We start from the raw sequence: 26,983 nt of genomic DNA, 5'->3' as shown, positions 1-26,983 counted from the left end.
TCTCCCGGAGGTTTCCCATGTCGCCGACCATCCCACCGCTGGCAGGAAAACTGGAGGGCCTGCGGAGTTCGGCGATTCGTGACCTTCTGAAGCTGACCTCGCGCGCCGAGATCGTGAGCCTGGCCGGTGGCCTGCCCGACGCCGAGCTGATGCCGCGCGAGCGGCTGGCCGCCGCCGCGGACGCGGCCCTGAGTCACCACGGCTGCCTGCAGTACACCGAGTCGACCGGGTGGGCGCCGCTGCGCGAGGTGCTCGCCCAGCGGGAGTCGGCCGGACTCGGCCGCCCGGTGGAACTCGCCGAGGTGTTCGTGACGCACGGTTCACAGCAGGCGCTGTCGCTGCTGGCCGAGGTGCTGCTCGACCCCGGCACGCTGGTCGTGGTCGAAGATCCGGCGTATGTCGGTGCGCTGCAAGTCTTTCGGGCCGCGGGTGCGCGTATCGCCGCGGTGCCGTTGGACGCCGAGGGTATGCGCACCGAGGCGCTCGCCGAGCTGATCGCGGGTGGTGCGCGCCCGGCCGTCGTGCACACGGTGAGCAACTTCCACAACCCCGGCGGGGTGACGATGAGCCCGCGCCGCCGCGCGGAACTGGCGAGGTTGGCCGAGGAGCACGGCTTCTGGGTGATCGAGGACGATCCGTACGGTGAGCTGTGGTTCGACAGCCCCGCGCCCGCTCCGGTGGCGTCCTACTCCCGCAACGTCATTCGGCTGTCGAGCGCGTCGAAGATCCTCTCGCCGAGCCTGCGCGTGGGCTGGATGGTCGCGGCCGAACCGGTCTGCCGGGCCGTCGAGCTGCTGAAACAGGGGGCGGACCTGTGCGGTTCGGCGCTCACCCAGCAGATCGCCGCCGACCTGCTCGCCGACACGGCATGGCTCACCGTCCACGTCGACCGTGTCCGCGGGGTCTACGGCGAGCGGGCGAAGGCGCTCGTGCACGCGACGCGCACCCGCTTCGGAGATCGTGTGCGGTGCAGCGACGCGGTGGGCGGCATGTTCGTCTGGGCCGACTTCACCGACGGCACCGACACCGATCAGTTGCTGGCGCGCGCGCTCGACTCCGGCGTCGCCTACGTTCCCGGCTCCGCCTTCGCGGTGGACGGCGGGTACCGCAACTCGATGCGGATGTGCTTCACCACCTCCGACGCGGCGACGCTGGAACTGGCGATCGACCGGCTCGCGGACGCCGTCGGGTAGCGGGCCGGAGACGTTCAGTCGACCCAGTTGTAGGTGCGCTCCACCGCCTTGTTCCACGCCGCGAGGTGTGCGTCGCGGTCCACGTCCGGCATGGTCGGGTGCCAGGTCTTGTCGGCGGCCCAGTTGGCCCGGATGTCGTCGGCGCCCGACCAGTAGCCGACGGCGAGTCCGGCCGCGTACGCCGCGCCGAGCGCGGTGGTCTCGTTGACCACCGGACGCACGACGGGCACGTCGAGGATGTCGGACTGGAACTGCATGAGCAGGTCGTTGGCGACCATGCCGCCGTCCACCTTCAGTGTGGTCAGTTCCAGGCCGAGCCGCTGTGACTCGGCGTCGGCCCGCATCGCGTCGACCACCTCGCGGGTCTGGAACGCGGCGGATTCCAGCACCGCCCGCGCCAGGTGCGCCTTGGTCACGAACCGGGTGAGCCCGGCGATCACGCCGCGTGCGTCCGGCCGCCAGCGCGGCGCGAACAGCCCGGAGAAGGCGGGCACGATGTAGGCGCCGCCGTTGTCGGCGACGCTGCGGGCCAGCGGCTCGATCTCGTCGGTGGTGGAGATGATGCCGAGGTTGTCGCGGAACCACTGCACCAGCGAGCCGGTGACCGCGATGGAGCCTTCCAACGCGTACACCGGGTCGGCGTCGCCGAGGCGGTAGCACACCGTGGTGAGCAGGCCGTGCTTGCTGAACACCGGTGTCGTTCCAGTGTTCAGCAGCATGAAATTGCCGGTGCCGTAGGTGTTCTTGGCCTCTCCGGGCGACAGGCACGCCTGGCCGAAGGTGGCGGCCTGCTGGTCGCCGAGGATGCCCGCGACCGGCACCCCGGCCAGCGGCCCGGAGCTGATCGGCGCGTAGACCTCGGAGGAACTGCGAACCCGCGGCAGCATCGACTCCGGCACGCCGAACTCCGCGCAGATCCGCGAATCCCACTGCAGCGAGCGCAGATCCAGGAGCATGGTGCGGGAGGCGTTGGTCACGTCGGTGATGTGTTCGCCGGTGAGGTTCCACAGCACCCAGCTGTCGATGGTGCCGAAGCACAGCTCGCCTGCTTCCGCGCGCTCCCGCACGCCGGGCACGTTGTCCAGGATCCAGCGCAGCTTCGGCCCGGCGAAGTAGGTGGACAGCGGGAGCCCGGTGCGGTCCTGGTAGCGGGTCGGCCCCACCTCGCCGCCCAGCTCGGCGCACAGCCGATCGGTGCGGGTGTCCTGCCAGACGATCGCGTTGTGCACCGATTCACCGGTCGTGCGATCCCACACCACCGTGGTCTCGCGCTGATTGGTGACGCCGACCGCGGCGATGTCGCCGCTGCCGAGCCCGGTGCGCTCGAGGACCTCGCCCAGCACGAACTCGATATTGCGCCAGATGATCTCGGGATCGTGCTCGACCCATCCGGGTTGCGGGAAGATCTGCGCGTGTTCACGCTGTGCGACGCCGACGACGCGCCCCTCCCGGTCGAAGACGATGCACCGACTCGACGTCGTGCCCTGGTCGATGGCGGCCACAAAGGAACGCATTCCAGCAGGCTACAGCGTATGTGTTAGCGGATTCGGCTTTGCAGCGCCCGCGGCGCAGCCAACGGCCGAGCGCGATCTCGCTACGTGAGAGGTCCATGTAACGTGAGAAGGTCCACGCAACCGAATCGGTTCAACCCCCGGTTTCGAGCGTAGCGAGACCGGGCATGCCCTGTTCGCGGCCCGGCTCGCGTCCGAGCGGCCGCCGCGTTCGCGACGCAGTCGCGGCAAAACAACACAGCGCATCCGCGTCGGCGGGAGGAGTCGAGCATGACCAGGAAACCGGATTCGCAGTTCCTCGGCCCGGAGCAGCGCACGACGGCTTGGGAGCGCTTCGGCAAGGATCATTTCGACGTGGTCGTCGTCGGCGGTGGAATAGTGGGGGCAGGCATCGCCTTGGACGCGGCGACCAGGGGTTTGCAGGTCGCGCTGGTCGAAGCCCGCGATCTCGCGTCGGGTACCTCCAGTCGGTCGTCGAAGATGTTCCACGGCGGCCTGCGGTATCTGGAACAGCTGGAGTTCGGATTGGTGCGCGAGGCGCTGCGGGAACGCGAGCTTTCGCTGTCCACCCTGGCGCCGCACCTGGTCAAGCCGCTGCGCTTCCTGTATCCGCTGACCCGTCGCGCCTGGGAGCGTCCGTACGTGGCCGCCGGGCTGGTCCTCTACGACACCATGGGCGGTGCGAAATCCCTTCCCGGCCAACGGCATCTGACGCGAGCAGGCGCGCTGCGGCTGGCGCCGGGATTGCGGCGCGACTCGCTGATCGGTGGCGTCAGCTACCACGACACGGTCGTCGACGACGCGCGCCACACCATGATGGTGGCGCGCACGGCCGCGCACTACGGCGCCGTGATCCGCACGTCCACCCAGGTGGTGGGATTCCTACGCGAGGCCGACCAGGTGGTCGGCGTGACGGTGCGCGACACCGAGGACGGGCGCAGCGGAGAGGTTCGCGGACATGTCGTGATCAACGCGACCGGCGTGTGGACCGACGAAGTCCAGGCTCTCTCCCATCAGCGGGGCCGGTTCTACGTGCGGGCGTCCAAAGGCGTGCACATCGTGGTGCCGCGCGATCGGATCGTCAGCGACACCGCGGTCATCCTGCGCACCGCGACCTCGGTGCTGTTCGTCATCCCGTGGGGCACGCACTGGATCATCGGCACCACCGACACCGACTGGAACCTGGACCTGGCGCATCCGGCTGCCACCAAGGCCGATATCGACTACCTGCTCGAACGAGTGAACCAGGTGCTGGTCACGCCGCTCACACCCGACGACATCGACGGCGTGTACGCGGGACTGCGCCCGCTGCTGGCCGGCGAGAGCGACGAGACCTCCAAACTGTCGCGCGAGCACGCCGTGGCCCGGGTCGCGCCCGGCTTGATCGGCATCGCCGGCGGGAAGTACACCACCTACCGCGTGATGGCCTACGACGCGGTGGACGAAGCGGCGCAGGACATCCCGGCCCGGGTCTCCCCGTCGGTCACCGCGAAGGTGCCGCTGCTCGGCGCGGACGGCTACTTCGCGCTGGTCAACCAGGCGGTGCAGCTGGCCGAGGTCTACGGCGTGCACCCCTACCGGATCAAGCACCTGCTGGACCGGTACGGCTCGCTGATCAACGAGGTCATGGCCTTCGCGGAGGACAAACCAGAACTGCTGCAACCGATTACGGATGCGCCATCCTATTTGCAGGTGGAGGCGGTCTACGCGGTGGCGGCCGAGGGCGCGCTGCACTTGGACGACATCCTGGCCCGGCGGACCCGGATCTCGATCGAGTACTCGCACCGCGGCGCCAACTGTGCCGAGCAGGTGGCCGGGCTGGTCGCCCCGATCCTGGGCTGGGACGAGGAGGAGATCGACCGGGAGGTCCGGACCTATCAGGCGCGAGTCGACGCGGAAGTCCGCTCACAGACCCAGCCCGACGACGCCTCCGCCGACGCCCTGCGGATCGCAGCCCCCGAACCCCGCCCGGAGATCCTGGAACCGGTGCCGTCCGAGGGCTGATGCGCATTCGCTCGAATGTGGGTCTTTCCGGGGCCGAACGGTCCGAGAGCAGTCGTAGCTACGGGGTGGCGAACCCGGCTACGTGGCCGGAACGGGCTGGCAGTGGGGGCAGAAATAGATGCCGCGTTCCCGCTGCACCACGCGGTCGTGATCAGGTGCGGTGTCGCCGAGCAGATCGGCTTGCAGCGGGGTGCCGCAGCGTTGGCACGGGCGGTGGGTGCGGCCGTAGGCCAGTGGGCGCCGCGGGGGTTTGTCGACTGCTTCGGCCAGTACCCGGTGCGCCTCGTTGACCAGGGCGAGTAGATCCGGAACGTCGCCGACCCGGGTATCAGGGTGCACGCGGCGCAGGAAACAGACCTCGCTGCGGTAGATATTGCCGATGCCCGCGAGGTTGCGCTGGTCGAGCAGGGCGACGCCGATCGGCTGGCCGGGATATCGCTCCAGACGCCGGACCGCTTCCGCCGCATCCCAATTCGGGCCGAGCAGATCCGGCCCGAGATGGCCGACGATCCGGTCCTCGTCGCCCACCCGCACCACCTCGACGGTACCCAGCGAGAACCCGACGGCTTCCACGTCCTCGGTGCTCAGCACGACCCGTGCGGCTACCCGTGGTTTGGTCCAGCGCTGTCCGCAGTGGAACACGCGCCAGCTGCCCTCCATCTTCAGGTGCGTGTGGACACTCACGGTCGGCGTCCGGATGAACAGGTGCTTGCCGTAGCTGCCGACGCTCTCGACCGCCTGTCCGCGCAGATCGACCGTCGCATACCTGGGCACGCGAAAATCGCTGCGCGTCAGCTCCTTTCCGGCCAACGCGGCACGGAGCCGGTTGGCGGTAAGGAATACGGTGTCACCCTCGGGCATACATCGGCCTCGATGCCGTGCAACCGTTCTCGCCCGTGGTCGGGTCGGCGATGCTGCGCGGGCTCACGGGTGGCTCCGCAGGCGCAAGCCGCGCGGGGTGCTGGAAAAGCCCGCCTCGGTGAGGAACCCGGCGAAGGTGTTGCCGTGCACGGTGTCTCCGTTGACGCGGTCGATGACCAGCGAGTCCACTCGGCGGTGCCGCACCAGGTCGGCGAGGGCCTGCGCGGCGCTGCGGCGGGCGTCGGTGTCCTCGGTGAAGGTCAGCAGGGTCTTGCCGCCCCGTTCCAGGTAGAGGACCAGTTCCCCGTCCATGAGCACCACCAGCGCCCCGGCCTTGCGTCCGGGACGATGCCCGCCCTCGACATCGCTCTTCGGCCAGGCCAGCGCGGCGCCGTATGGGTTGGCGGGATCACAGGCGGCCAGCGCCAGCACCGTGCCGGTCGGTTGCCTGGACTCGGGGCGGGCGCGCTCGGTGTCGAAGGAGCGCAGTCGGTCCACCACGTCGGTGGTGGAGAACTGAGCGCCGCCGAGCGAGTCGACGAAATATCCTCGGCGGCAACGTCCGCGGTCTTCGAATTCCGTCAGCACCCGGTACATCAGCGCGAATCCACCCGGCACTCCCTCATTCTGCACCGATCCTCTGGTCAGCACCCCGTACCGCTCCAGAAGCAGATCCGCGGTCGCGTGCGCGCGAACGGTGTTGTCCGAGACGCGCTCCGGCAGCAGCGACCACCGGCCGGCAACCGATGGCGGGCCGGAACGAGTCGGCATGCTCGGCCTGGGTAGGTAGGCGCGGCCGCGCGGAGCACGCCGGGGAGTGCGGTGGGCGGTGGTGGTCCGCGTCGTTCCCGACAGCAGCGCTCGGACCGGGGCGAATGTGTCACCGGAAACCAAGCCTGCCCAGACCAATTCCCACAGCGCCGCGGCCACTGCGGCGTCGTCGAGGAGACCGGTGGCATCCGACAGCTGCCGGAAGAAGAACGCGCCGCCGCCCTGCGGCACGGGCACCAGTCGTCGGCTTCCGCCGAGGCGTTCATCACCGCCCACGCCTGCTTCCCGTCCGTCGGATCGGCCGCCGGTCGAAGTCCTATGCGTGCCATTGCCGTTGATCGACGAAGGATTCGGCTCATCCAGCGGCACCGGCTCCCGGGCGGCGAGGGCATCGGCAGGCGCATCGCGCCCTACACGTGATTCCCGTCCGGCGGATCCATCCCCGGTCGAATCCGCCCGCGCGTCACTGCTGTCGGCCGCCGATGGATCGGGCTCGTCCAGTGCCACCGGCTGCCTGCTCGCCGCGGCGCCGCTGGTCCCGAGAGGTGTCCACGGCACGAAGGTCGCCCCCAATGCCGTGAGCAGCCGCAGCTGAACCTCCGACAGCTCGATCTCATCCGGGGGTGCGAGGGTGAACGGAGCTTGCTCGGTCAGGTGCAGGGCGATCCAGCCGTCCTTGGCGGTGATGGCCCCATGTCCGGACCAGGTCACCTCGCCGGTCGCCATCAGTTCGTCGAGCATGGCGGGGGTGTAGTCGGGCACCCGCGCGGGCAGGATGAGCGATTCCCACGCCGACGCCGGAATGGGCACGCCCGCTAGCTGTTCCACGACGGCGGCGACGCCGTCCACGCCGCGCAGTTCGCCGGTGCCGATGTGCTGCCAGGACGGCAGGAAGCGGCCCAACGCCGCTGTTGGCACCGGCTCGACTTCGTGCCGTGCGGCGGCGAGCGAACGGCGGCGCAACCGGCGCAGCACTTGCCCGTCACACCATTCCGACCCGCCTGCTCCCGGCGTGAATTCGCCCTCCACCACGCGTTTTTCGGCGACGAGCCGGTGTAGCGCGGAAGCGGCGACGGCGGTGCCGAGCCCGAACCGTGCCGCGACCGCCTCGGTGCCGAAAGGCCCGTGCGTGCGGGCGTAGCGGCCGACCAGATCGCCGAGCGGATCGGCCACCGGTTCGATGAACGCCGCGGGCGTTCCGATCGGCAGTGGAACGCCGAGCGCGTCGCGCAGGCGGGCCGCGTCCTCCACCGCAGCCCACCAGCTTCGGCCCGCGAACGACACCTCCAAGGCCCGCCGCGCGGCCACCAGGCTCGCGAACCATTCCGTGGGGTCCGCTTCGCAGCGGTCGGCGGCTTCGACGGCGGTGAGCGGCCCGAGCAGCCGCAGCAGATCCGCCAAGCCCTCGGCGTCTCTCGCGCGCCGCTCCGGGGTGAGCCGCTGCAGTTCGCGCTCGGTCAGTTCGATGACCGCGGCGTCGAGCAGTTCGCGCAGCTCGACCCGGCCGAGCAGCTCGGCGAGCAGACTCGAGTCGAGCGAGAGCGCGGCGGCACGGCGCTCGGCCAGCGGGCTGTCGCCGTCGTACAAGAACTGGCCGATGTAGTTGAACAGCAGGGCGTTCGCGAACGGTGACGGCGTCGCGGTCTCCACTTCGACCAGTCGAACCTGGCGGCGCGCTATCCGGCCGAGCAACTCGCGCAGCGACGGCAGATCGTAGACGTCACGCAGGCATTCGCGGACCGTCTCCAACAAGATCGGGAACTCGGGAAACTTGCGTGCCACATCGAGCAGCTGGGCCGATCGCTGCCGCTGCTGCCACAGCGGGGCGCGTTTGCCGGGGTCGCGGCGGGGCAGCAGCAGGGCGCGTGCCGCGCATTCGCGGAACCGGGAGGCGAACAGGGCGGAGCCGCCCACCTGCTCGGTGACGATGTCGTCGATCTCGTCGGACTCGAAGACGAACAGTTCGGCGCCGGGCGGATCGTCGGTGGTGTCGGGTAGCCGCACGACGATGCCGTCATCGGAGGCGTTCGTCGCGGCGTCCACACCGAACCGCTCGCGCAACCGCGCCCCGATGGCCAGCGCCCACGCAGCGTGCACCGGCAGGCCGTAGGGCGAGTGCAGGACCAGCCGCCAGTCGCCGAGCTCGTCGCGGAAACGCTCCACCACCAGCGTGCGGTCGGTGGGCAGATGACCGGTCGCGGTGCGCTGGTCGTCCAGCAGCGTGAGCAGGTTCGCGGTCGCGTTGTCGTCGAGACCGGCCGATCGCAGCACCGATGCGACGCCGTCGTGCGCCGGACCGGTGCCGGTTTCGGCGCTGCCGGTCCTCGACGCACTGCTCTTGCGCCGCACTGCCTTACGGGTTCCGGTGGCACCGTCCAGCTCGGACACGCGCCGCTGTCCGACCGTGCGCACGAATTCACCGAGCGCCGCACCGAGTTCCGCGGGCCGCCCGAGCCCATCGCCGTGCCAGAACGGCAACCGGCCCGGCTGCCCGAACGCGGGCGTGACCAGCACCCGGTCGAAGGTGATCTCCTCGATCCGCCAGCTCGTCGCCCCGAGCGCGAACACGTCGCCGACCCGTGACTCGTAGACCATCTCCTCATCGAGTTCACCGACGCGCGACGCCTTCTCGCCCACCATGTACACCGCGAACAAGCCGCGGTCGGGGATCGCGCCGCCGGAGGTCACGGCCAGGCGTTGCGCGCCGGGCCGCCCGGTGAGCGTCCCGGCGTCGCGGTCCCAGACCAGCCGGGGCCGCAGCTCGGCGAACTCGTCGGAGGGATAGCGCCCGGAGAGCAGATCCAGCACCGATTCGTAGGCCGAGCGCGGTAGCGACGCGTAACTCCCCGTACTGCGTACGACCTCGAACCACGCGTCCACGTCGATCGGATCGAGGGCGCATGCGGCCACGGTCTGCTGCGCGAGGATGTCCAGCGGGTGCGCCGGGATCTGGATCGCCTCGATCTGCCCCGCGGTCATCCGCTGCGACGCCACCGCGCAGTGGAGGACGTCGGTGCGGTGCTTCGGGAAGATCACCCCGCGGGAGATCTCGCCGACCTGGTGTCCGGCGCGCCCGATCCGCTGCAACCCACTCGCCACCGAAGGGGGCGCCTCCACCTGCACGACCAGGTCCACCGCGCCCATGTCGATGCCGAGTTCCAGGCTGCTGGTCGCGACGACGCAGCGCAACCGCCCGCTCTTGAGATCGTCTTCGATCAGCGCCCGCTGCTCCTTGCTGACCGAACCGTGGTGCGCCCGCGCCAGCAGCGGCCCGGCACCGTGGATCACCTCGGTGGACGCCCCGAGCTGGGCGGGCGGTTTGTGTTCGGTTTCCACCGGTTCGCCGAGCCGTTCCGCATAGGCCTCGTTCAGCCTCGCGGTGAGACGTTCGGCCAGCCTGCGGGAGTTGGCGAACACGATCGAGGATCGGTGCTCCAGGACGAGATCGACGATCGCCTCGTCCACGTGCGGCCAGATCGATCCCGGCTGGTCGGAGTCGCCCGGCTCGGTCATGTCCGCGACGGGCACGCGCACCGACAGGTCGAACGTCTTCGGCGCGGGCGGCGCGACCAGGGTGATCGGTGCAGTGCCGACCAGGAACCGCCCGACTTCCTCCGGCGGCCGCACGGTGGCGGACAGGCCGATGCGCTGCGCGGGCCGCTCGGTCAGCAGGTCGAGCCGGGCGAGCGACAGGGCCAGGTGCGCGCCGCGTTTGGAACCGGCGATCGCGTGCACCTCGTCCACGATCACCGTGCCCACCTCCCGCAGTGTGTCCCGCGCGGCGGAAGTGAGCATGAGAAACAGCGATTCCGGCGTGGTGATCAAGATGTCCGGCGGGGTGCGCAGCATGGACCGCCGGTCGGCGGCGCTGGTGTCACCGGAACGGACCCCGACGGTGATCTCCGGCGGCTCGACGCCGAGCCGCTTGGCGGTCTGCGTGATGCCGACCAGCGGCGCCCGTAGATTGCGCTCCACATCCACCGCGAGTGCCTTCAGCGGCGACACGTACAGCACCGCGGTGCCGCCACGCTCGGCGGTCTGCTCCGGGGTAGCCAGCTGGTCGATTGCCCAGAGGAACGCGGACAGCGTCTTCCCCGACCCGGTCGGCGCGATGACGAGGGTGTGCTCGCCCGCCGCGATCGCCTGCCACGCCCCGAGCTGAGCGGATGTGGGCGCGGGAAACGCGCCGTCGAACCACTCCTGGGTCGCGCGGGAGAACTGGGCCATGGCATCAGTGTGCACCGGCGCACCGACAAGCCCACCCGTGCCATGGGACACAGCGCACCCCGCGCACGACGGAGCCGAGCGTGAGCGAAGCGGGAGCAATCGAACTACGGCCGTGGCGATCGCGCCGTACGCTTCGACAGGTGCAAAAGGTGCTCAGACTCGATCTGGTCAGCCATGGCATGACCGAGGCGATGCGCAAGGCACGTTTTCCGGTCGACGAATCGCTCACCGAGGCAGGCCGCCGAGCGGTGTCGGGATGCGGACCGTTGACCGCTCCGCGTGTGCTCACCGGACCGGAGCGCCGGACCGTGGAGACCGCCGCACTGCTCGGCCTGCCCGGTGCGGAGGACGGCAGGCTGCGCGACCTGGACGCGGGCGCCTGGCGGGGCGGGGAACTCATGTCGGTGCCCCAGGACGAGCTGTACGCATGGCTCACCGATCCCGGGTTCCGCGGGCACGGCGGGGAGTCCGTGGTGGACGTGATCGAACGGACCAGATTCTGGATGGCCGAGGTCGCGGCGGGGGCCGTCTCCACCATCGCGGTCACCCACCCGGCGGTCATCCGGGCCGCGCTGCTGGTGACGCTGGATGCCCCGCCGAAATCGTTCTGGCGCATCGATATTCCGCCCGGCAGCGTCACCCGCCTGCACTATCGCGGCGAATGGACGCTGCACTTCACGGCCTGAGGCCGGTCGGTGCCGCTCGGCTGATCACCGAGACGGGTGGCATTTCGGCCGAGTCCGGCTAGTGTCTGAGACTATGAGTAACAACAATGGGTCGCAGCGCCGCGGCCTGGCCATCGGATGCGGTGGCACCGTGGGGGCCGCGTGGATCGTCGCCGCGTTGGCCGCCGCCCGCGACGTGCTCGACTGGGATCCGCGCGAGGCGGACGTGTTGATCGGCACCTCGGCGGGCGCGGAGACGGTGACGATGCTCGGCAGCGGCGTCTCGGTCGACGAACTGGTCGCGATGCAGCGCGGCACGTCGACCGATCCCATCCTGAGCGAGCACCGGCAAGCCGAACCGGGGCGGTTTCCTCCGCTGCCGCGTCCGCGACTCGGCTCCCCGCGGCTGCCTCTGCGGCGCCGAGAGCCTGGACAGGCGCTGCTGGCCGCGGGCAGCGGACTGCTGCCCATCGGCGGCGGCGACCCGAGCTGGTTGCAGCGGCTGGCCGAACGACTCAACCCTGGCCGTTCCTGGGTAGCCCATCCGGCCACCCGGCTGGTGGCGATGGATTACGAGACCGGACAGCGGGTGGCGTTCGGTTCGCCCGGCGCTCCCGATGCGACGATCGGAGAAGCACTGCGCGCGTCGTGGGCGATCCCCGGCTGGTTTCCGCCGGTCTCGATTGCCGGTCGCCGCTTCGTCGACGGCGGCGCGGGTTCGACCGCGTCGGTGGATCTGCTCGTCCCCGAAAAGCTGGATGAAGTGCTCGTGCTCACTCCGATGGCCTCGGCGCGACGACTGCCCGCGACCGGTGTCGGTCATCTGTTGGAGCGGCAAATGCGCAATCGCATGACCGCGAAGCTCGATGCCGAGATTGCGCGGTTGCGCGCCGCGGGCACCAAGGTCCTCTTCGTGGGCGCCACCGCCGACGACCTCGCGGTGATGGGCGCGAACTTCATGGACGGCCGTCGCCGTCTCGCCACCTTCGAACACAGCCTGCGCAGCACTCGTCGCACGCTCGAACAAGGAGCCTTCGAATGAGAATTCTCGGATCCGGCTACCCCGCCGTCGACCTGCGCGAGGCCAGAGTCCTGATCACCGGCGGTGGCCGCGGCATCGGCCGAGCCGCCGCGGAACTATTCGCCGCCAAAGGATCGCAGGTCGTGCTCGCGGACGTGGACAAACCCACCGCGGAAGCGGCCGCCGCCGCGATCGGCGGGGTCGCCTATGAACTGGACGTGCGCTCGCGTGGCCAATGGGACGCGGTGATCGACGCGGTCGGCGGGGTCGACATCCTGGTCAACAACGCGGGCGTCATGCCTGCGGGCGCGTTCCTCGACGAACCGGATGTGGTCGGCCAGGCCACGCTGGACATCAACGTGTGGGGCCTCATCCACGGTATGCGGGCCACCGCGCCGGGCATGATCGAACGCGGTCGCGGCCACATCGTCAACGTCGCCTCGCTGGCGGGCAAGGTGCCGATCCCCGGCCTCGCGGTCTACAACGCGAGCAAGTTCGCGGCCGTCGGCCTCTCGGCGGCAACGCGTCTGGAGTTCGCCGGACATGGCGTCAGCGTCAGCTGCGTCCTGCCTTCGGCCGTGCGCACCCGCCTCTCCTCGGGGCTGGCGCTCGGCAACGGCATGCCGACCGTCGAACCGGAGGACGTCGCCGCCGCGATCGTGCGCACCTGCGTCACCCGTAAAGCCGAAGTGGCCGTGCCGAATTTCCTCGGTCCGGTGGACATCGCGCTGGCCGCCGCGCCGGAACGCGCGGTGCGGCTGGTCCGCAGGCTGTTCGACGGTGACCGCGCCCTGCATCCCACCGACGCGAAGACCCGCGCGGAGTACGAGCGGCAGGTCCGCTCCATCAGCTGATCGGAACGAAAAGCGGCCCGGGAGATCATCTCCCGGGCCGCTGCTCGCGCGTGCTCAGCAGTTCGTCGTTGCGGGCTCGCCGCGGAACCTGGCTTCCACGTAGTTCCACGCGTCCGCGAATCCGGCGACGGCCGCGGTCATGTGCTCGGAGATGTCATAGGTGTGGAACTCCACCGGCGCCCCTGCCTTGCAGTACCGGTCTGCGACCTCGGCGACGGGCCCGTAGAAGGTCAGCGTGTCGAATCGGCCCTGCCAGAGATAGGTGGGAACGGTCGGAACGCCCTGGAAGTGGCGAAGGCTGTTCTCCCGCAGTACCGCGCGCGCCTCCTGGCTGTCCATCAGGCTCTTGGTCGCCGCCATCTGCTCCGCACTGCGGAAGGCGCCGTGGAAGAGCAGGAACCGGCGGCAGGCGTCGTGCGTGAATTCCCGGAACCACAAGCCGTTTGCGTTGAGCTGATCGGAGACCGGCAGCTGGTCCGGGTACTCGCGTTCCAGTCCCATGGCCGCGGCGAAGGCAAGCCCGAATCCCGGGTGCGGCTCGAAGCCGAGCGACATCGCCATCGCCTCCAGGTCCGCCGGGATGCCGCCGGCCACGGCCGCGGTGAGGCGCAGATCCGGCGCGTAACTGGGTTGCAACGCGGCCGCCCAGGCGGTGGCCATGCCGCCGCCGGAATAGCCCGCGATGGCGACCGGGGAGTTGGACAGACCGAGATCGGCGACCTTGCGCACGGCCTTGACGCTGTCGAGGGTCATCATGCCGCCCAGCTTCGCCGCGCCGTAGGCGGAGGTGGGGCCGAGGTAGTCCGGCAGCGAGATCGCCCAGCCGCGTCCGATCGGCAGCATCGCGCCGACGGCGTCCTGCAATTCGCCGTTGAACAGCGAGCGCGACGGGTTGCACTGGGTACCGAGGGAGTTGATCAACGCTTGATAGGAGACCAGCGGCGGGTTCTCGACGCCGACCGGCAGCAGGACGGTCGTGACGCCCATGACCGGCTCGCCCTGTGAGTTGGTGGACCGGAACGCCACCTGCCAGCCCTCGGTCCCCACGTAGAGACCGGTGTCGATCCTGCGGGCCCGCACTACGTCGCCGGGCGCCAGCGCCGCCAGCTCAGGCGGCGCGCTGTAGAACAAATCAGGGTCGGGCGTGGGGTAGAGCGGCTGAGCCGTCGCGGGGAGGCCGAGCAGGCCGACCGAGACGACGCTCAACAGCAAGATCGCGATCCGGAACGGAATTCTGGACACGGTTTTCCTTCGAAAGTCAGCCGCCACCGACCCACCGGCGCGCGACGGTCGTGCCGCGGCGTCGGTGCTTCGGACGGACCGGCACTGCACGGAAACCCGCGGCGAACCACCTCGTTCGCCGCAGGAAGGAACAGAAGGAATCACCGGAACGGCCGGGGCCGATCGCGGCGAACTGGTGCACCCTCCTTCTGCTCCGGGACCGCCGGTGGCCTCGGAGGCGGCACCATCCGCTGCGAAAATAGCGTCGAACCGAGCGGAATGCCGAAAGAGAAACGACGAACAGTACAAATCACAACACGTGCGGCTCGGTGTTCGACAAGATCACTATTGAGTGGCTGCCCATGGACCGGTAAGCGGAACCGCACGCGCCCGGGGGCTCACCCGAGACTGAGCACCGTCCGATTGCCCAGCGGGTGTTCCAGGTCGACGACGACCACGCCGTACTCGCGCTTCTGCTCCGGGCTTGCGCCCTGGCACGGCGGCATGCCGCGATGCAGGCCCCGGATCAGCCGCACGCTCACCCGCTCAGCCGATTCCTCGACCCGCGCGGTGAACCCGATGCTCGGGCAGCCGACCGGCCCGGGGATGTGGATCGCGAGCTTGTCCGTGCCGTCATCGATGTCGTACTCCGAGAAGGCCATCGCCGTACTCGGTTCCAGATCGGCCGCGTGCGGGATGACGACCATTGTTCCGCCCGCGTAGCGGCGGGAACCCGGATCGGCGCGCGCGCCCGGCGCCGCCGCGGCGGTCGGATCCCGTGCGGAGGTGGCGTCCGAATCCGCGTCCGGCGCCTGCTGCCCGCACGCGGTCAACGCCCACAGCGCGGCGGCTGCGACGACCGCCGTGCCCCTCCTGCGCATACCCATCTCTCAACCTTCACACAGGTGCGGACCGGTGTGGGGGAGCAACGCGGTGTGGCGTGCCCACAGCTCCGTCCTGCCGGGAGGTCGTTGTGTGCGTCATCACATTTACCTCGCACTGTGCAAAGTCCGTGCCCATCGTGGGCTTATCTGATTGTGCAGAATGCTCAGTCAGTTTTCTATAGGTTGTGCGTTCAGATCTTCGGATACAGGATGTCGGCACCAAGTGCTCAACGATGCGAGGTGCCGGATCGGTGCCGAGCGGACGGGTGGATCTGTATGACCGAGCTCGCTGACCGCGATCTGATCGCAGCTCCCTATGACCTTGCCGACCGTTACCGCGTGGGCGCGGGGACGGTTGTCCTCACCGGCGTCCAGGCCATCGCTCGACAGCTGGTCGAGCAGCACGTGCGCGATCTGCGCGCCGGCCGGCGGGTCGGCACGTTCGTCTCGGGCTATCAGGGCAGTCCGCTCGGCGGCGTCGACAAGATGCTGGCCGGGATGCCGGATGTGCTCGCCGATCACGACATCACGTTCGTCCCCGGATTGAACGAGGAATTGGCCGCGACTTCGGTGTGGGGCAGCCAGGCCGACTTGCCCGCCGGCACCGCGACGCACGACGGCGTCGTCGGTGTCTGGTACGGCAAGGGGCCGGGGCTGGACCGGGCTACCGATGCGCTGCGGCACGCCAACATGTACGGCGTGAACGCGCGCGGCGGCGTGCTGCTGCTGGTCGGCGACGATCCGGCGTCGAAGTCCTCCACCGTGCCCGCGGTGAGCGAGCGCTCGCTGGCGGCGATGAACATCCCGGTGCTGTTCCCCCGCAACGCCCGCGAGATCATCACCATGGGCTTGCACGGCGTCGCCCTGTCGCGCGCCTCGGGGTGCCTCGTGGCGCTCAAGATCGTCGCCGACGTCGCCGACGGCGCCTGGACGGTCGACGGTTCGATCGGCGACATCGACATCGTCGTGCCCGAGATCGACTGGGAGGGACGGCCGTTCCGCTACCGGCAGCGTCCGATGGCCGCGCCCGCGGACAGCCTGCTCGCGGAGGCGGATCTCTACGGTCCGCGCTGGGAACTGGTGCAGGCCTACAGCACACGCAACGGGTTGGACGTGATCGAGGTGAACCCCGCTCACGCCACTGTTGGAATCGCCGCCACCGGACCGGCTTTCGATGCGGTCCGGCAAGCCCTGATCGACCTCGGCGCGGACGACGACACGCTGCGCCGCGCGGGCATCCGACTGCTGCGCATCGGCATGCCGTACCCCATCGCGCCCGAACGGGTTCGCGAATTCGCCGACGGGCTCGCTCGGCTGATCGTCGTCGAGGACAAGACCGCCTTCGTCGAAACCCAGATCCGGGACATCCTGTACGGCACTCTCGGCGCTCCCGAAATCGTCGGTAAGCGGGACGCTTCGGGCCGTCCCCTGTTCGGGCAGGACGGCGAACTCACCTCCGGGCGCATCGCCGCGCCGCTGCGCCGCGTGCTCGACGACTATCTCGAATTGAAACGTCCACTGCCGCAACCACTGTCGCTGGCCGTCCTGCCTGCCAAACGTGCGGCCTACTTCTGTAGCGGCTGCCCGCACAACCGCTCTACCGCCATACCCGAAGGCTCGCTGGCCGGCGGCGGCATCGGCTGTCACACCATGGTGACCATGTCGGGTCGCGCCGACAGCAAGGTCACCGGGCTGACCCAGATGGGCGGTGAAGGCGCGCAATGGATCGGCCAGGCCCCGTTCACCGACGTACCGCATCTGTTCCAGAACATCGGCGATGGCACGTACTTCCACTCCGGTCAGCTCGCTGTCCAGGCGTGTGTCGCGGCGGGGGTGAACATCACCTTCAAATTGCTGCACAACGACGTCGTCGCGATGACCGGCGCGCAGCATGCGGAGGGCGCGCTCACCGTGCCGATGCTCACCCACAAGCTCACTACCGAAGGCGTGCGGCGGATCATCGTCTGCGCCGACGAGCCCGAGCGTTACCGCAAGCGTGATCTGGCCCCCGGCACGCTGCTCTGGCACCGGGATCGGCTCGACGAAGCGCAGCGCATCCTGCGCGAGGTGCCCGGCGTCACGGTGCTCATCTACGACCAGCACTGCGCCGCCGACGCCCGGCGGCAGCGCAAGCGCGGCACGTTGCCGGTGCGCCGCACCAGGGTGGTCATCAACGAGGCGGTGTGTGAGGGCTGTGGCGACTGCGGCGTGCAGAGCAACTGCCTCTCGGTCCAGCCGGTGGACACCGAGTTCGGCAGGAAGACCAGAATCGACCAGACCTCCTGCAACACCGACTACAGCTGCCTGAACGGCGACTGCCCCTCATTCGTCACGGTCGAGCTGCCCGACCCGGCGAAGGCGAAGAAGCGCACTGGCATTCGGCGCCCCGAGCCGCCGCGAGTGCCCGACCTTCCCTACCCGGCGCCGACATCGACACAGAACGTCTTCCTCGCGGGTATCGGCGGAACCGGCATCGTGACCGTCAACCAGGTGCTGGCCACCGCGGCGATGCGGGCCGGATACGAGGTCGCGAGCCTGGATCAGATCGGCTTGAGCCAGAAGGCCGGGCCCGTGGTCTCCCACCTGCGGTTCGTGCTCGGCGATCTGGAACCGGCGAACCGGCTGGCGCCCGCCTCCGCCGACTGCATCGTCGCGTTCGACCTGCTCGCCGCCACCGATGACAAGAATCTCGCCTACGGCTCGCGGACGGCCACCGTGGCCGTGGCGTCGACCAGCAGGACGCCGACCGGCGACATGGTCTACGACAAGTCGGTGTCCTACCCGGAGGAGCGGCAGCTACTGAGCCGTCTGGCGCAGGCGTCGCGCTCGGTGCACTCGTTCGACGCGCTGGCCGCGGCGGAAGCGCTGTTCGGCACCACCGCCGCGGCGAACTTCCTGTTGGTCGGCGCCGCCTACCAGGTCGGCGGCCTGCGGTTGCCCGCAGCGGCGATCGAGGAGGCGATCGAGATCAACGGCGTCGCGGTCGGCGCGAACATCGCCGCGTTCCGCTGGGGCCGGGTCGCGGTGGCGCGGCCGGACGAGTTCGCCGCGGCTACCACGCGGCAGCGTCGACCCAAGGCTGAAAGACCAGTGCCCACAAGCCTTTTCGATGGACTGACTGCGGTAGGGGAGACCCGGCGGCTGGTGGAGTTGCGGGCCGAAGAGTTGATCGGATTCCAGAGCGCCGGAATCGCCCGCGCGTACGTAGGCGCCGTGCAACGGGTTTGGGAGGCGCAGAGCCGAGTCGGCGACCGCACCGAATTCAGTGAGCAAGTGGCGCGCGGCTTGTACAAGTTCACCGCGTACAAGGACGAGTACGAGGTGGCGCGCAGGCTCACCGATCCGGCTTTCCTGGACGACGTCGCGGCGCAGCTGCCCGATGGCGCGAACCTGACCTACCGGCTGCACCCGCCGATCCTGCGGGCCATGGGCCGCGAGAAGAAGATCGGCATCGGCCCGCGCGGCCACTTCGCACTGCGTTTGCTGGCCAGGGGAAAGAGACTGCGCGGCACCAAGTTCGATCCGTTCGGCTACGCCCACGTGCGCCGGGTAGAGCGTGCCCTGCGCGACCACTACCTCGAGATGGTGACCACCCTCGCCGACACCCTCGACGCGGAGAACTACGACCGTGCCGTGGAGGCCGCCGGCCTCGCCGATGTCGTGCGCGGCTACGAGGACATCAAGCTCGGCAACGTGGCGGTCTACGCCGAGCGTTTGCGCGAACTCGGTATCGAGCCGCCGCGTTGCTAGCGGCGATCTCGCTTTGCGGCGCGGTTGTCCACAAGGTCCCGGGAAATTGGGGGCAACCGCGGTTCTCGTTCTACCTGTAGCCGGTCACCTTGCCGATCCACTCGATGAAGTCCTCCGGGTCTTCATTGCTGCCGTGCCCTGCGTCCCAGTACATCGCGGCGTCGACGGCGTCGCCCAGGTTCTCGAGTCCGGCGGCGAGATTGCCCACGACCGTCAACGAGGTGTCGGTGTCCTTGGTGCCGACGCGAATCCACCAGTGCTTGGCCCGCGCGGGATTCCTCTGCCCGATGAAGTGCGTCGGGTTCATCATGGTGATCTTCTCGGGCAGGTCACGGTCGAGTTGTGCGCCTGCGTCGCCGGTCGCGGTCCGCAGGCTGTAGTGGGTGAAGTGCCTGGCCTTGGTCGTTCCCACACCGAACAAGTTGTTCTCGCCGGACGACAGATCGAACGCGTCGAACGCGGGCGCGTTCTTCGTGCGCTGCCCGACGTGAACGAGAAAGTCCTGCCACGGGAACTCCGCTCGATCGCCTGCCCAGGTGATCCAGGTGTTGTCGGCCAGGTAGCTGGATCGTTCGGGGGCGGTCAGATCCGTGAGGTACTCGGTGGCGGCCGGTTCGAGGTAGGTCCGCACGAGATATCGGCCGTAGTTGTCGGCCGTGATCGGTCCGAACCCGTTCTTCCCTTGCAGGCCGAGTGACGCCTGGTAGTCGACGAACGCCCTGCTCAATTCCCGTGAGACGGTCGGGTCGAGTTCGCCGGAGGCCAGCGGGTTGGCGCCCCAATTCCATTCGTACGCCATATCCGCGTGCTCGAGATCGGCGATGGGGCAGTAGCAGGCGCTGGCGAAGACGGCATCACTGGCGTCCGCCGCGCCCAGTTCATCGAGGTACCGGTCGTATATCCGGCTGTCGCCGGACGCGCCCAGCAGGGCAGAGAGCGCGCCGCCCGCGCTGACCCCGGTCGTGACGATCCGGTCGGTGTTTCCCGGCACGCGACCGGAATTGTGCCGCAGGTACCGGACGGCGGCCTTCAGGTCGACGATGGCGGCCGGGGCCACGCCGTAGTGCACGCCGTCGTCGGCGACCAGGTCACGCCCGCGTGCGCCGGACTCCACGACGACGTACCCCGCGACCAAGGCGAGGTCCGGGTTCCTGGTCCGATCGCCGCCGTCGAAGCCATTCGGCTTGCTGCTCGTCGCCGACGACGAGAGGTATCCCCCGACCGAGTTGCTGAAGAGAATGGGCGCCTTGCTCGTGTCGACCGGCTTTCCGTCGACTTCGACGGGAACACTGATATTCAAACTCTGATAGGCCTCGTCCACCGGTTCCGCGACGTAGACGATCCCCCGATAGAGGCGATAGGTCACCTTCTTGTCGCACTCGACGGTGGCCACGGTCTTCGTCTCCACCGTGAACCTGTCCGGGTCGAAGACCAAGGCGTCCATCGGGTTCCCCTCGGCCTTTCGCGAGCAAGCGGTACCGAAGATCGGCACGGCCACCGCCGCGGCACATCCCTTGAGCATCGCTCTGCGCTGCACAGCTATCTCCTTCGCGTACGTGACAAGTCATGGCGCGACGGGCGTCGGTGGAACTGTCGCTGGAACGAATCAGCTGGTATTCGGGTAGAGCTGAGAGGAAAGGATATCGGTGTCAGACCTATCGCCCGCGAATGTGTTGCGCTGCGTCACCAAGTTCGGCGATCCATTGGCTACCAGATCGCTTGCTCGCAAGAGCGGGGGGTGTCTGTCTGGTCACGGCAAGTCACCGTGTCCTCGTCACTGACCATGTGCTTGGCTCCGCGCTGTGCGCGCCCGATCGAAGTCGGGCGTCCGGTAGAGGCGTTCCGGGACCTGGGCGAGTGTCGACGGGTGTGCTCGCTCGCCGAGGCCGTAGAGCTGTTGGAAGCTCATGATGAGCGGGCGCCAGGCGTCCGGGTCGATACGGTCCGTCGTTCCCGCCATCCGGATGTTCTCGTGCACCAGGACGCGCGTGATGCGTACCTCGATGACGACCACGTACCCGGTCTGCTTCGGGTCATCGGCCGCGAGCGGATGCTCGGCCTCGACCACGGCCTCAAGGGCGACCGGGCATTCGGCGACCCGCGGTGGCGCAACGGTTTCCGATGCGACCGGAGTCAGTCCCGCCGTGCCGAATTTGTCCGGCTCGTACCGGTAGCCACGCTCCAGCTTGAGCGGCGGTACCGGATCGGTTCCCGTCGTGAGCGCCAGCCGGTCGACAGCAGGGGCAAGCGCGTCGGAGGGCAGATTCAACACGCATTCTCCGGTGCGGAGCATGTTCTGCGGCGTCTTCGATCCGGCACCCAGCCCCAAGATGCAGCGCCAACCGAGCCAGAACGCCGACGACATCGGCGCGAGGTTCGGCGTTCCGTCTTCGTTCACCGTGGAGATCAGCACGACTGGCGTTCCGAAATACAGGATGCCCGGCTCGATTCCGATGTGCGTAGTCATCGTCGTTGTCGTATCCACACCTCGAGACTGCCCCGCAAGATCATTCCCGGCTGGCGGAATCTGGACCGAGCATTGGCCCGCCGGTGCTCCGAAACGCTCGCGCCCGCAGTGAGCAGCATCGGCAACGACGAACAGAGCGCCTCGTCGAGAGGCTCGGCCGCGTTCATAGTGCGGTGTCGTTTCGCTGCACAACGGCAGCGCGAGCAGGGGCTGGAGCTGGAGCTGGACCGATGATCATCTATCGCTGGACGGGAATCGAATCGAAGGCACTGCGGGAAGCCATGCTGCTCGGCGTCGACAAGTTCGCCGCCACGCTGAGCATCACCGCACGCACCGTGGCGAACTGGGGAGGCACAGGGAGCCCAGGCACGGCTACGCCCGACCAGCTACAGACCGAAGGAGACGCGGTAGTGACCGTGCTCGACACTGTCGATGGAGTGGGCCGGGCTTCGGCGGGAAGCCCTGGGCCAGAGTGCCATCGGCCCTCGGGCCCAGGGCGTTGTCAGTGCGAGCAACCTGCCCGGCCGGGGGTCACCGACCGCCCTGTGGCGCACCGGTCAGTGGTCCGTCTCGGTCGTCTACACCGAGCGCACGCTTCGCTCGCTGCAAGACGAGGCAGCGCGGGGAACACAGGGTGTGGATATCGAGGGCGCGTTGGGCCTGCCCCTGGGGGAGTTCACCGGGATCGGCGAAGCAGTCGCCGATATTGGAGATGAGTGATCGCATGTGTGGTCAACCAACTCTCACCGGGACGACAGCGTCATCGGTGAATCGACCCCGGCCAACCGTAAGGGCAACCAAGCCGACATTGCCTGCCGCAGAAATCAGTGGACCGGCAATCGAAGCGAATTCGAATCCGCTCACCATGAGCACTCCGAGCAAGCCGAGACCGCCGGCAAAGGCATTCGCGGCGAACATTTGCCAGGTTTCTTCATGGGGTTTGAACCATGCGTGCCGGAGCGTCGGCACGGTGGCAATGAGATTCGCGCACACGGCAAAGAGTGCGCCGAACGCCTTCTCCGGTACTTCGACCGTGACCATTACACAGGCGATCGAAGAAATCAGACAAGCCCAATCGATATTGTCTCCCGGTCGCAGACCGGACCCACGCGTTATACCGACGGCGATGACCGCGGCATTCATAGCTGCCGCAGCGGCGTTTATGCTCGCCGCAAGATGCGCTCCCTCGAGATACGCCACGACCGCGAATACGGTATTCGCGGTGCACCACGCCGCCCACGATGCGATACGCGGCCGTGTGTCACCTTCCAGTATCCCCGCCAGATATGCGATGGCACCATACAATGAAATGCCGACGCTGAGGCACGCCAGAGACGAGCTGACATTCCAGAAATCACTCACGCGAAACATTCCTCACAGATTCTTGCTGTTGCACGCAGGGATGGCCGACATTGGCGATTGAATCCATACGAACACGCCGAAGGAGACAAGCCGGCGCGGCGATGGGAACCGGGCATTGCCTGTGGGTAAACGCTTCGGGATGAATTGTCCGGGTGCGACTCGAAAATATCGTGACACGGCGACATCGGTACCGCAATCCAAGGACTGCCTCGTAATCGTCTGTTAACGCGTGCTTTGCCGCAGCGCCGGCTATGAGTCCGCAACGGCAATTCTGACGCGGATCCACCGCTTGGGGATGTGAGCGTGGTAACAGATATGCGATCCTCGTCGCAGAAGTGTTCCACGTCGCCGGCGGGGGGCGACGACGTGCGCCGTCCGTGACGCCCCTCCGGCAAAGAAAAACGGCCCGGAACTGTGTGTTCCGGGCCGCATTCTAGTAGCGGGGACAGGATTTGAACCTGCGGCCTCTGGGTTATGAGCCCAGCGAGCTACCGAGCTGCTCCACCCCGCGTCGGGTACACACAACACTACACAGGAATGTGTGTAACACCGAATCCGCTGGTGGGCGGGGGTGTTCAGCCGAACTCGATGCCCTGGGCGAGGGGGAGTTCAGTGGAGTAGTTGATCGTGTTGGTGGCCCGGCGCATATAGGCCTTCCAGGAGTCCGAGCCGGATTCGCGCCCGCCGCCGGTCTGCTTCTCGCCGCCGAAGGCGCCGCCGATCTCGGCGCCGGAGGTGCCGATGTTGACGTTGGCGATCCCGCAGTCGGACCCGTCGGCGGCCAGGAAGCGTTCGGCCTCGCGCTGGTCCGTGGTGAAGATGGAAGACGAAAGGCCCTGCGGCACTTCGTTGTGCAAAGTGATCGCGTGGTTGAAATCGTCGTAGGCGAGCACGTACAGGATCGGCGCGAAGGTCTCCTCGCGCACCACCGCGGTCTGGGCGGGCATGCGCACGATAGCGGGACGCACATAGTAGGCCTCGTCGCCGTACCCCTCGACTCGCTCACCGCCGCAGACCAATTCACCGCCGTCGGTCACCGCCTTGTCCAGCGCGGCGCGCATTCCGGTATAGGCCTTCCCGTCGATCAGTGGACCGACCAGCGCCCCGTCGTCGAGCGGATTGCCGACGGGCAGCTGCCGATATGCCCGCTCGAGCCGGTCGATCAGCGGGTCGACCACGTCGCGGTGCACGATCAGCCGCCGCAGCGTGGTGCAGCGCTGCCCGGCCGTGCCCGCCGCCGCGAACACGATCGCCCGCACCGCGAGCTCGAGATCAGCGGAGGCGGTGACGATCGCGCCGTTGTTGCCGCCCAACTCCAGCAGACTGCGTCCGAGCCGCTCGGCAACCCGCGGCGCGACGAGCCGCCCCATCCGCACCGAGCCGGTCGCGCTCACCAGCGCCACTCGTTCGTCCTCGACCAGGCGGGACCCGACGTCGCGCGCGCCCTGGATCAATTGATGCACATCGGGATCCGCGCCGACCTCGCTCGCCGCACGCCGTAGCAACGCGTGGCAGGCCACCGCGGTCAGCGGCGTCGTCTCCGAGGGCTTCCACACCACGGTGTCACCGCAGATCAGTGCGATCGCCGTATTCCACGCCCACACCGCGACCGGGAAGTTGAACGCCGAGATCACCCCGACCACGCCGAGCGGATGCCAGGTCTCCATCAACCGGTGCCCCGGTCGTTCGGAGGGCATGGTGTGCCCGTACAGCTGCCGGGACAGGCCGATGGCGAACTCGCAGATGTCGATCATCTCCTGCACTTCGCCCGCGGCCTCGGCGGGGATCTTGCCCGCCTCCAGCGTCACGAGCTCGGCCAGGTCGTTCTTGTGCGTGGTGAGCAGCTGCGCCAGTCGGCGTACGACCGCGGCCCGGACCGGCGCCGGAACGCTCCGCCACGCCTGGAAGGCGGTGGCGGCCCGGCCGATCGCGGCGTCGACGTCGTCGAGCGAGCTGGACCGGAGGGTCAGCAGCTGCCCTCCGGTGATCGGAGTGCGTGCAGGCAGCTCGCCGGGTTCCGGCGGTTGCACGCCGAGTTCGTGCAGCACCGCGGTCGCGCGGGCGGCGAGTTCCTGGGTAGTGGTCTTGGCGCCGAGTACTTCAGTCATCTGTTGTTCCGCCGTACCTTTCGGCCGCATCGCGGCATTTTTGTCCCGCTGAGCGGGGCGTGTGCGTCCCACATAGCGGGAGGAGGGAGGTCAGGTTCCGGACACGAGGCGGGCTGCCTGGGTTAGCCTTCGCTGATGGCGGATACACCGGCAAGACCCGTACTCGATGACATCGATCGCCTGCTGATTCGTGAACTGATGGCCGATGGACGGGCCACCCTGTCGAATCTGGCCGAAAAGGCAAGTCTGTCGGTGTCCGCCGTGCAATCGCGGGTCCGCCGATTAGAGGCCCGCGGCGTGATCCGCGGGTATACCGCGCACGTCGATCCGGAAGCACTCGGCCAGCTGCTGTCGGCATTCGTCGCGATCACTCCTCTCGACCCGTCGCAACCCGATGACGCGCCCGCGGTGCTCCAGCACATCCCCGGCATCGAGGCCTGCCACTCGGTGGCCGGCGACGAGAGCTACATCCTGCTGGTGCGCGTGGCGTCTCCGAGGCACCTCGAACAGCTGCTCCAAGAGATCAGAGCGACCGCCAACGTACGCACCCGAAGCACCATCATCCTTCAGACATTCTATGACAGGTAGGGATTGCTCGGAATTAATCCGATTTGGTGTAGAGGTTGCGTAAAATTTTACGTACCCTCAGGGCGTGACCATCGAACTGGAACGCACCCGCCCGGCGGTCACCCCCGCCGCCCGGGTCCATGAGATCTTGTCGGCCAGCATCCTCGCCGACGGCTTCGACCTCGTACTCGACCTCCGACAGTCCCGCGGCTGCCGTCTCGTCGACGAACGTGACGGCACCGCCTACCTCGACATGTTCGGCTTCTTCGCCTCCAACGCGCTGGGCATGAACCATCCAGCCCTCGCCGACGACGAGGAGTTCCGTGCCGAACTCCTCACCGCGGCACTGAACAAGCCGAGCAACTCCGACATCTACACCGTGGAGATGGCCCGCTTCGTCGAGACGTTCGTACGGGTGCTCGGCGATCCCCGCCTACCGCACCTGTTCTTCATCGACGGCGGCGGTCTCGCGGTGGAGAACGCCCTCAAGATCGCGTTCGACTGGAAGAGCAGGCACAACGAATCACACGGTCGCGCACCGGAACTCGGCACCAAGGTGCTGCATCTGACCGGCGCGTTCCACGGCCGCACCGGCTACACCATGTCGCTCACCAACACCGATCCGGTGAAGACGGCGCGTTTTCCCGCGTTCGACTGGCCCCGCATCAAGGCGCCCTACCTGACCGACGCCTTCGACGTCGAGGAGGCGGAAGCGTGCGCGCTGGCCCAGGCGCGCCGGGCATTTGCGGAAAACCCGGACGACATCGCGTGTTTCATCGCCGAGCCGATCCAGGGCGAAGGCGGCGACCGGCATCTGCGCCCGCAGTTCCTGCAAGCCGTGCAGCGGCTGTGTCACGAGAACGACGCGCTGTTCATCCTGGACGAGGTGCAGACCGGCGTCGGTATGACCGGAACCACCTGGGCCTACCAGCAACTCGGGCTGGCGCCGGACGTCGTCGCCTTCGGCAAGCGGACCCAGGTGTGCGGCGTCATGGCGGGCGGGCGCGTGGACGAGGTGCGCGACAATGTGTTCGCGGTCAGCTCGCGGCTGAACTCCACCTGGGGCGGCAACCTCGCCGACATGGTGCGCACCCGGCGCATCCTGGAGGTGCTCGAGCGCGACGAACTCATCGAACGGTCCCGGCCGCTGGGTGCGCATCTGCTCGATCGGCTGGCGGGAGTAGCCGCGCGGCACGCCGACGCCACCGAAGCGCGTGGGCGGGGACTGATGTGCGCGATCACGCTGTCTTCGGCTCGGCTGCGGGACGAGGTGCTCACCGCGCTGCGCGAACGGGAGCGCGTCCTGATTCTCGGCACCGGCGAGCGTGGCATCCGCTTCCGTCCGTCGCTGACGGTCACGATCGCCGAGCTCGACGCGGCCGTTGAGGCCCTGGATCGGGTCCTGACCAGCCTCGAATAGCTCGCGAACAGGATGATCCGGGCATTCCGGTGTCCTCGGCGCGGGGTGCGCCGGAATCCCGGATTCACCTTCTAGGCTTCGCAGCCATGTCCTCTCG

Annotated in this window: 18 protein-coding genes and 1 tRNA gene; 8 read left to right on the top strand and 11 right to left on the bottom strand. The window is 68.4% G+C overall.

Features of this window, described 5'->3' with window-relative positions; all coding sequences use genetic code 11:
- Nucleotides 1–17 precede the first annotated feature (17 nt).
- The gene (locus tag OHA40_RS10360; protein ID WP_330232836.1) at nt 18–1,193 is read left to right on the top strand and encodes an aminotransferase-like domain-containing protein; all 1,176 of its coding nucleotides are present in this window, start codon (nt 18–20) and stop codon (nt 1,191–1,193) included.
- 14 nt (nt 1,194–1,207) lie between these two features.
- Here OHA40_RS10360 and glpK read toward each other — a convergent pair whose 3' ends face one another.
- Complete coding sequence (glpK, locus tag OHA40_RS10355) at nt 1,208–2,707, bottom strand: glycerol kinase GlpK (protein ID WP_330232835.1); 1,500 nt, start codon at nt 2,705–2,707, stop codon at nt 1,208–1,210.
- Between the two features lie 267 nt (nt 2,708–2,974).
- Between glpK and glpD the strand changes: the two genes are divergently transcribed.
- The gene (gene glpD / locus OHA40_RS10350; RefSeq protein WP_330232834.1) at nt 2,975–4,708 is read left to right on the top strand and encodes a glycerol-3-phosphate dehydrogenase; all 1,734 of its coding nucleotides are present in this window, start codon (nt 2,975–2,977) and stop codon (nt 4,706–4,708) included.
- A 78-nt stretch (nt 4,709–4,786) separates the two neighbouring features.
- Here the strand turns inward: glpD and OHA40_RS10345 are convergent, their stop codons facing one another.
- Together OHA40_RS10345 and OHA40_RS10340 are read right to left on the bottom strand one after the other, a co-directional pair.
- Nucleotides 4,787–5,569 carry an Fpg/Nei family DNA glycosylase gene (locus tag OHA40_RS10345; protein WP_330232833.1) on the bottom strand — a complete coding sequence of 261 codons (783 nt, stop codon included), beginning with the start codon at nt 5,567–5,569 and terminating at the stop codon, nt 4,787–4,789.
- A gap of 63 nt (nt 5,570–5,632) precedes the next feature.
- Nucleotides 5,633–10,567, bottom strand: a complete 4,935-nt coding sequence (locus OHA40_RS10340) for an ATP-dependent helicase (RefSeq protein ID WP_330232832.1) — start codon at nt 10,565–10,567, stop codon at nt 5,633–5,635.
- A gap of 140 nt (nt 10,568–10,707) precedes the next feature.
- Here OHA40_RS10340 and OHA40_RS10335 point away from each other — a divergent pair, with 140 nt between their 5' ends.
- The 3 genes from OHA40_RS10335 to OHA40_RS10325 all read left to right on the top strand — a co-directional run bounded on the left by OHA40_RS10335 (nt 10,708) and on the right by OHA40_RS10325 (nt 13,107).
- Entirely contained in the window at nt 10,708–11,253 is a 546-nt protein-coding gene (locus tag OHA40_RS10335) for a histidine phosphatase family protein (protein ID WP_330232831.1), read from the top strand.
- Nucleotides 11,254–11,326: 73 nt separating this feature from the next.
- The gene (locus OHA40_RS10330; protein ID WP_330232830.1) at nt 11,327–12,274 is read left to right on the top strand and encodes a patatin-like phospholipase family protein; all 948 of its coding nucleotides are present in this window, start codon (nt 11,327–11,329) and stop codon (nt 12,272–12,274) included.
- Entirely contained in the window at nt 12,271–13,107 is an 837-nt protein-coding gene (locus tag OHA40_RS10325) for an SDR family NAD(P)-dependent oxidoreductase (RefSeq protein WP_330232829.1), read from the top strand. Before OHA40_RS10330 ends, OHA40_RS10325 begins: the two co-directional genes overlap by 4 nt.
- 54 nt (nt 13,108–13,161) lie before the next feature.
- Here OHA40_RS10325 and OHA40_RS10320 read toward each other — a convergent pair whose 3' ends face one another.
- Together OHA40_RS10320 and OHA40_RS10315 are read right to left on the bottom strand one after the other, a co-directional pair.
- Nucleotides 13,162–14,349: a lipase family protein gene (locus OHA40_RS10320; RefSeq protein ID WP_442943977.1), complete on the bottom strand. Its 1,188-nt coding sequence runs from the start codon at nt 14,347–14,349 to the stop codon at nt 13,162–13,164.
- Between the two features lie 377 nt (nt 14,350–14,726).
- A complete protein-coding gene (locus OHA40_RS10315; RefSeq protein WP_330232828.1) occupies nt 14,727–15,215 on the bottom strand; it encodes a hypothetical protein in 489 nt (162 codons plus the stop codon).
- 273 nt (nt 15,216–15,488) lie between these two features.
- Here OHA40_RS10315 and OHA40_RS10310 point away from each other — a divergent pair, with 273 nt between their 5' ends.
- Nucleotides 15,489–18,962: an indolepyruvate ferredoxin oxidoreductase family protein gene (locus OHA40_RS10310; RefSeq protein ID WP_330232827.1), complete on the top strand. Its 3,474-nt coding sequence runs from the start codon at nt 15,489–15,491 to the stop codon at nt 18,960–18,962.
- A 70-nt stretch (nt 18,963–19,032) separates the two neighbouring features.
- Here the strand turns inward: OHA40_RS10310 and OHA40_RS10305 are convergent, their stop codons facing one another.
- The 6 genes from OHA40_RS10305 to amaB form a co-directional block, all read right to left on the bottom strand.
- A complete protein-coding gene (locus OHA40_RS10305; RefSeq protein ID WP_330232826.1) occupies nt 19,033–20,499 on the bottom strand; it encodes a subtype B tannase in 1,467 nt (488 codons plus the stop codon).
- 237 nt (nt 20,500–20,736) lie between these two features.
- Nucleotides 20,737–21,429: a flavin reductase family protein gene (locus OHA40_RS10300; protein ID WP_330232825.1), complete on the bottom strand. Its 693-nt coding sequence runs from the start codon at nt 21,427–21,429 to the stop codon at nt 20,737–20,739.
- Nucleotides 21,430–21,960: 531 nt separating this feature from the next.
- The gene (locus OHA40_RS10295; RefSeq protein ID WP_330232824.1) at nt 21,961–22,155 is read right to left on the bottom strand and encodes a hypothetical protein; all 195 of its coding nucleotides are present in this window, start codon (nt 22,153–22,155) and stop codon (nt 21,961–21,963) included.
- Between the two features lie 6 nt (nt 22,156–22,161).
- Nucleotides 22,162–22,791 (bottom strand): hypothetical protein, encoded by a 630-nt coding sequence (locus tag OHA40_RS10290; RefSeq protein ID WP_330232823.1) that lies wholly within the window; start codon nt 22,789–22,791, stop codon nt 22,162–22,164.
- A gap of 437 nt (nt 22,792–23,228) precedes the next feature.
- Nucleotides 23,229–23,302: transfer RNA gene (locus tag OHA40_RS10285), tRNA-Met, on the bottom strand.
- A 64-nt stretch (nt 23,303–23,366) separates the two neighbouring features.
- Complete coding sequence (gene amaB / locus OHA40_RS10280; RefSeq protein ID WP_330232822.1) at nt 23,367–24,899, bottom strand: L-piperidine-6-carboxylate dehydrogenase; 1,533 nt, start codon at nt 24,897–24,899, stop codon at nt 23,367–23,369.
- Between the two features lie 135 nt (nt 24,900–25,034).
- Here amaB and OHA40_RS10275 point away from each other — a divergent pair, with 135 nt between their 5' ends.
- Both OHA40_RS10275 and lat read left to right on the top strand, forming a co-directional pair.
- Nucleotides 25,035–25,487 carry an Lrp/AsnC family transcriptional regulator gene (locus OHA40_RS10275; protein ID WP_040774829.1) on the top strand — a complete coding sequence of 151 codons (453 nt, stop codon included), beginning with the start codon at nt 25,035–25,037 and terminating at the stop codon, nt 25,485–25,487.
- A gap of 64 nt (nt 25,488–25,551) precedes the next feature.
- Nucleotides 25,552–26,886 carry an L-lysine 6-transaminase gene (gene lat / locus OHA40_RS10270; protein ID WP_330232821.1) on the top strand — a complete coding sequence of 445 codons (1,335 nt, stop codon included), beginning with the start codon at nt 25,552–25,554 and terminating at the stop codon, nt 26,884–26,886.
- The last annotated feature ends 97 nt before the right edge of the window (nt 26,887–26,983 follow it).

Origin of the sequence: Nocardia sp. NBC_00508 (assembly GCF_036346875.1) — a bacterium.
Classification (GTDB): domain Bacteria; phylum Actinomycetota; class Actinomycetes; order Mycobacteriales; family Mycobacteriaceae; genus Nocardia.
This window is presented reverse-complemented; position numbering and strand designations above follow the sequence as displayed.

Excerpts from the sequence above, each read along its gene's own strand:
- glpK (WP_330232835.1), bottom strand. The coding sequence starts at position 2,707 with ATGCGTTCCTTTGTGGCCGCCATCGACCAGGGCACGACGTCGAGTCGG.
- OHA40_RS10325 (WP_330232829.1), top strand. The coding sequence starts at position 12,271 with ATGAGAATTCTCGGATCCGGCTACCCCGCCGTCGACCTGCGCGAGGCC.
- OHA40_RS10315 (WP_330232828.1), bottom strand. The coding sequence starts at position 15,215 with ATGGGTATGCGCAGGAGGGGCACGGCGGTCGTCGCAGCCGCCGCGCTG.
- OHA40_RS10300 (WP_330232825.1), bottom strand. The coding sequence starts at position 21,429 with ATGACTACGCACATCGGAATCGAGCCGGGCATCCTGTATTTCGGAACG.
- OHA40_RS10360 (WP_330232836.1), top strand. The coding sequence starts at position 18 with ATGTCGCCGACCATCCCACCGCTGGCAGGAAAACTGGAGGGCCTGCGG.
- OHA40_RS10345 (WP_330232833.1), bottom strand. The coding sequence starts at position 5,569 with ATGCCCGAGGGTGACACCGTATTCCTTACCGCCAACCGGCTCCGTGCC.
- glpD (WP_330232834.1), top strand. The coding sequence starts at position 2,975 with ATGACCAGGAAACCGGATTCGCAGTTCCTCGGCCCGGAGCAGCGCACG.
- amaB (WP_330232822.1), bottom strand. The coding sequence starts at position 24,899 with ATGACTGAAGTACTCGGCGCCAAGACCACTACCCAGGAACTCGCCGCC.
- OHA40_RS10275 (WP_040774829.1), top strand. The coding sequence starts at position 25,035 with ATGGCGGATACACCGGCAAGACCCGTACTCGATGACATCGATCGCCTG.
- OHA40_RS10330 (WP_330232830.1), top strand. The coding sequence starts at position 11,327 with ATGAGTAACAACAATGGGTCGCAGCGCCGCGGCCTGGCCATCGGATGC.
- OHA40_RS10340 (WP_330232832.1), bottom strand. The coding sequence starts at position 10,567 with ATGGCCCAGTTCTCCCGCGCGACCCAGGAGTGGTTCGACGGCGCGTTT.
- OHA40_RS10310 (WP_330232827.1), top strand. The coding sequence starts at position 15,489 with ATGACCGAGCTCGCTGACCGCGATCTGATCGCAGCTCCCTATGACCTT.
- OHA40_RS10295 (WP_330232824.1), bottom strand. The coding sequence starts at position 22,155 with ATGCGATCACTCATCTCCAATATCGGCGACTGCTTCGCCGATCCCGGT.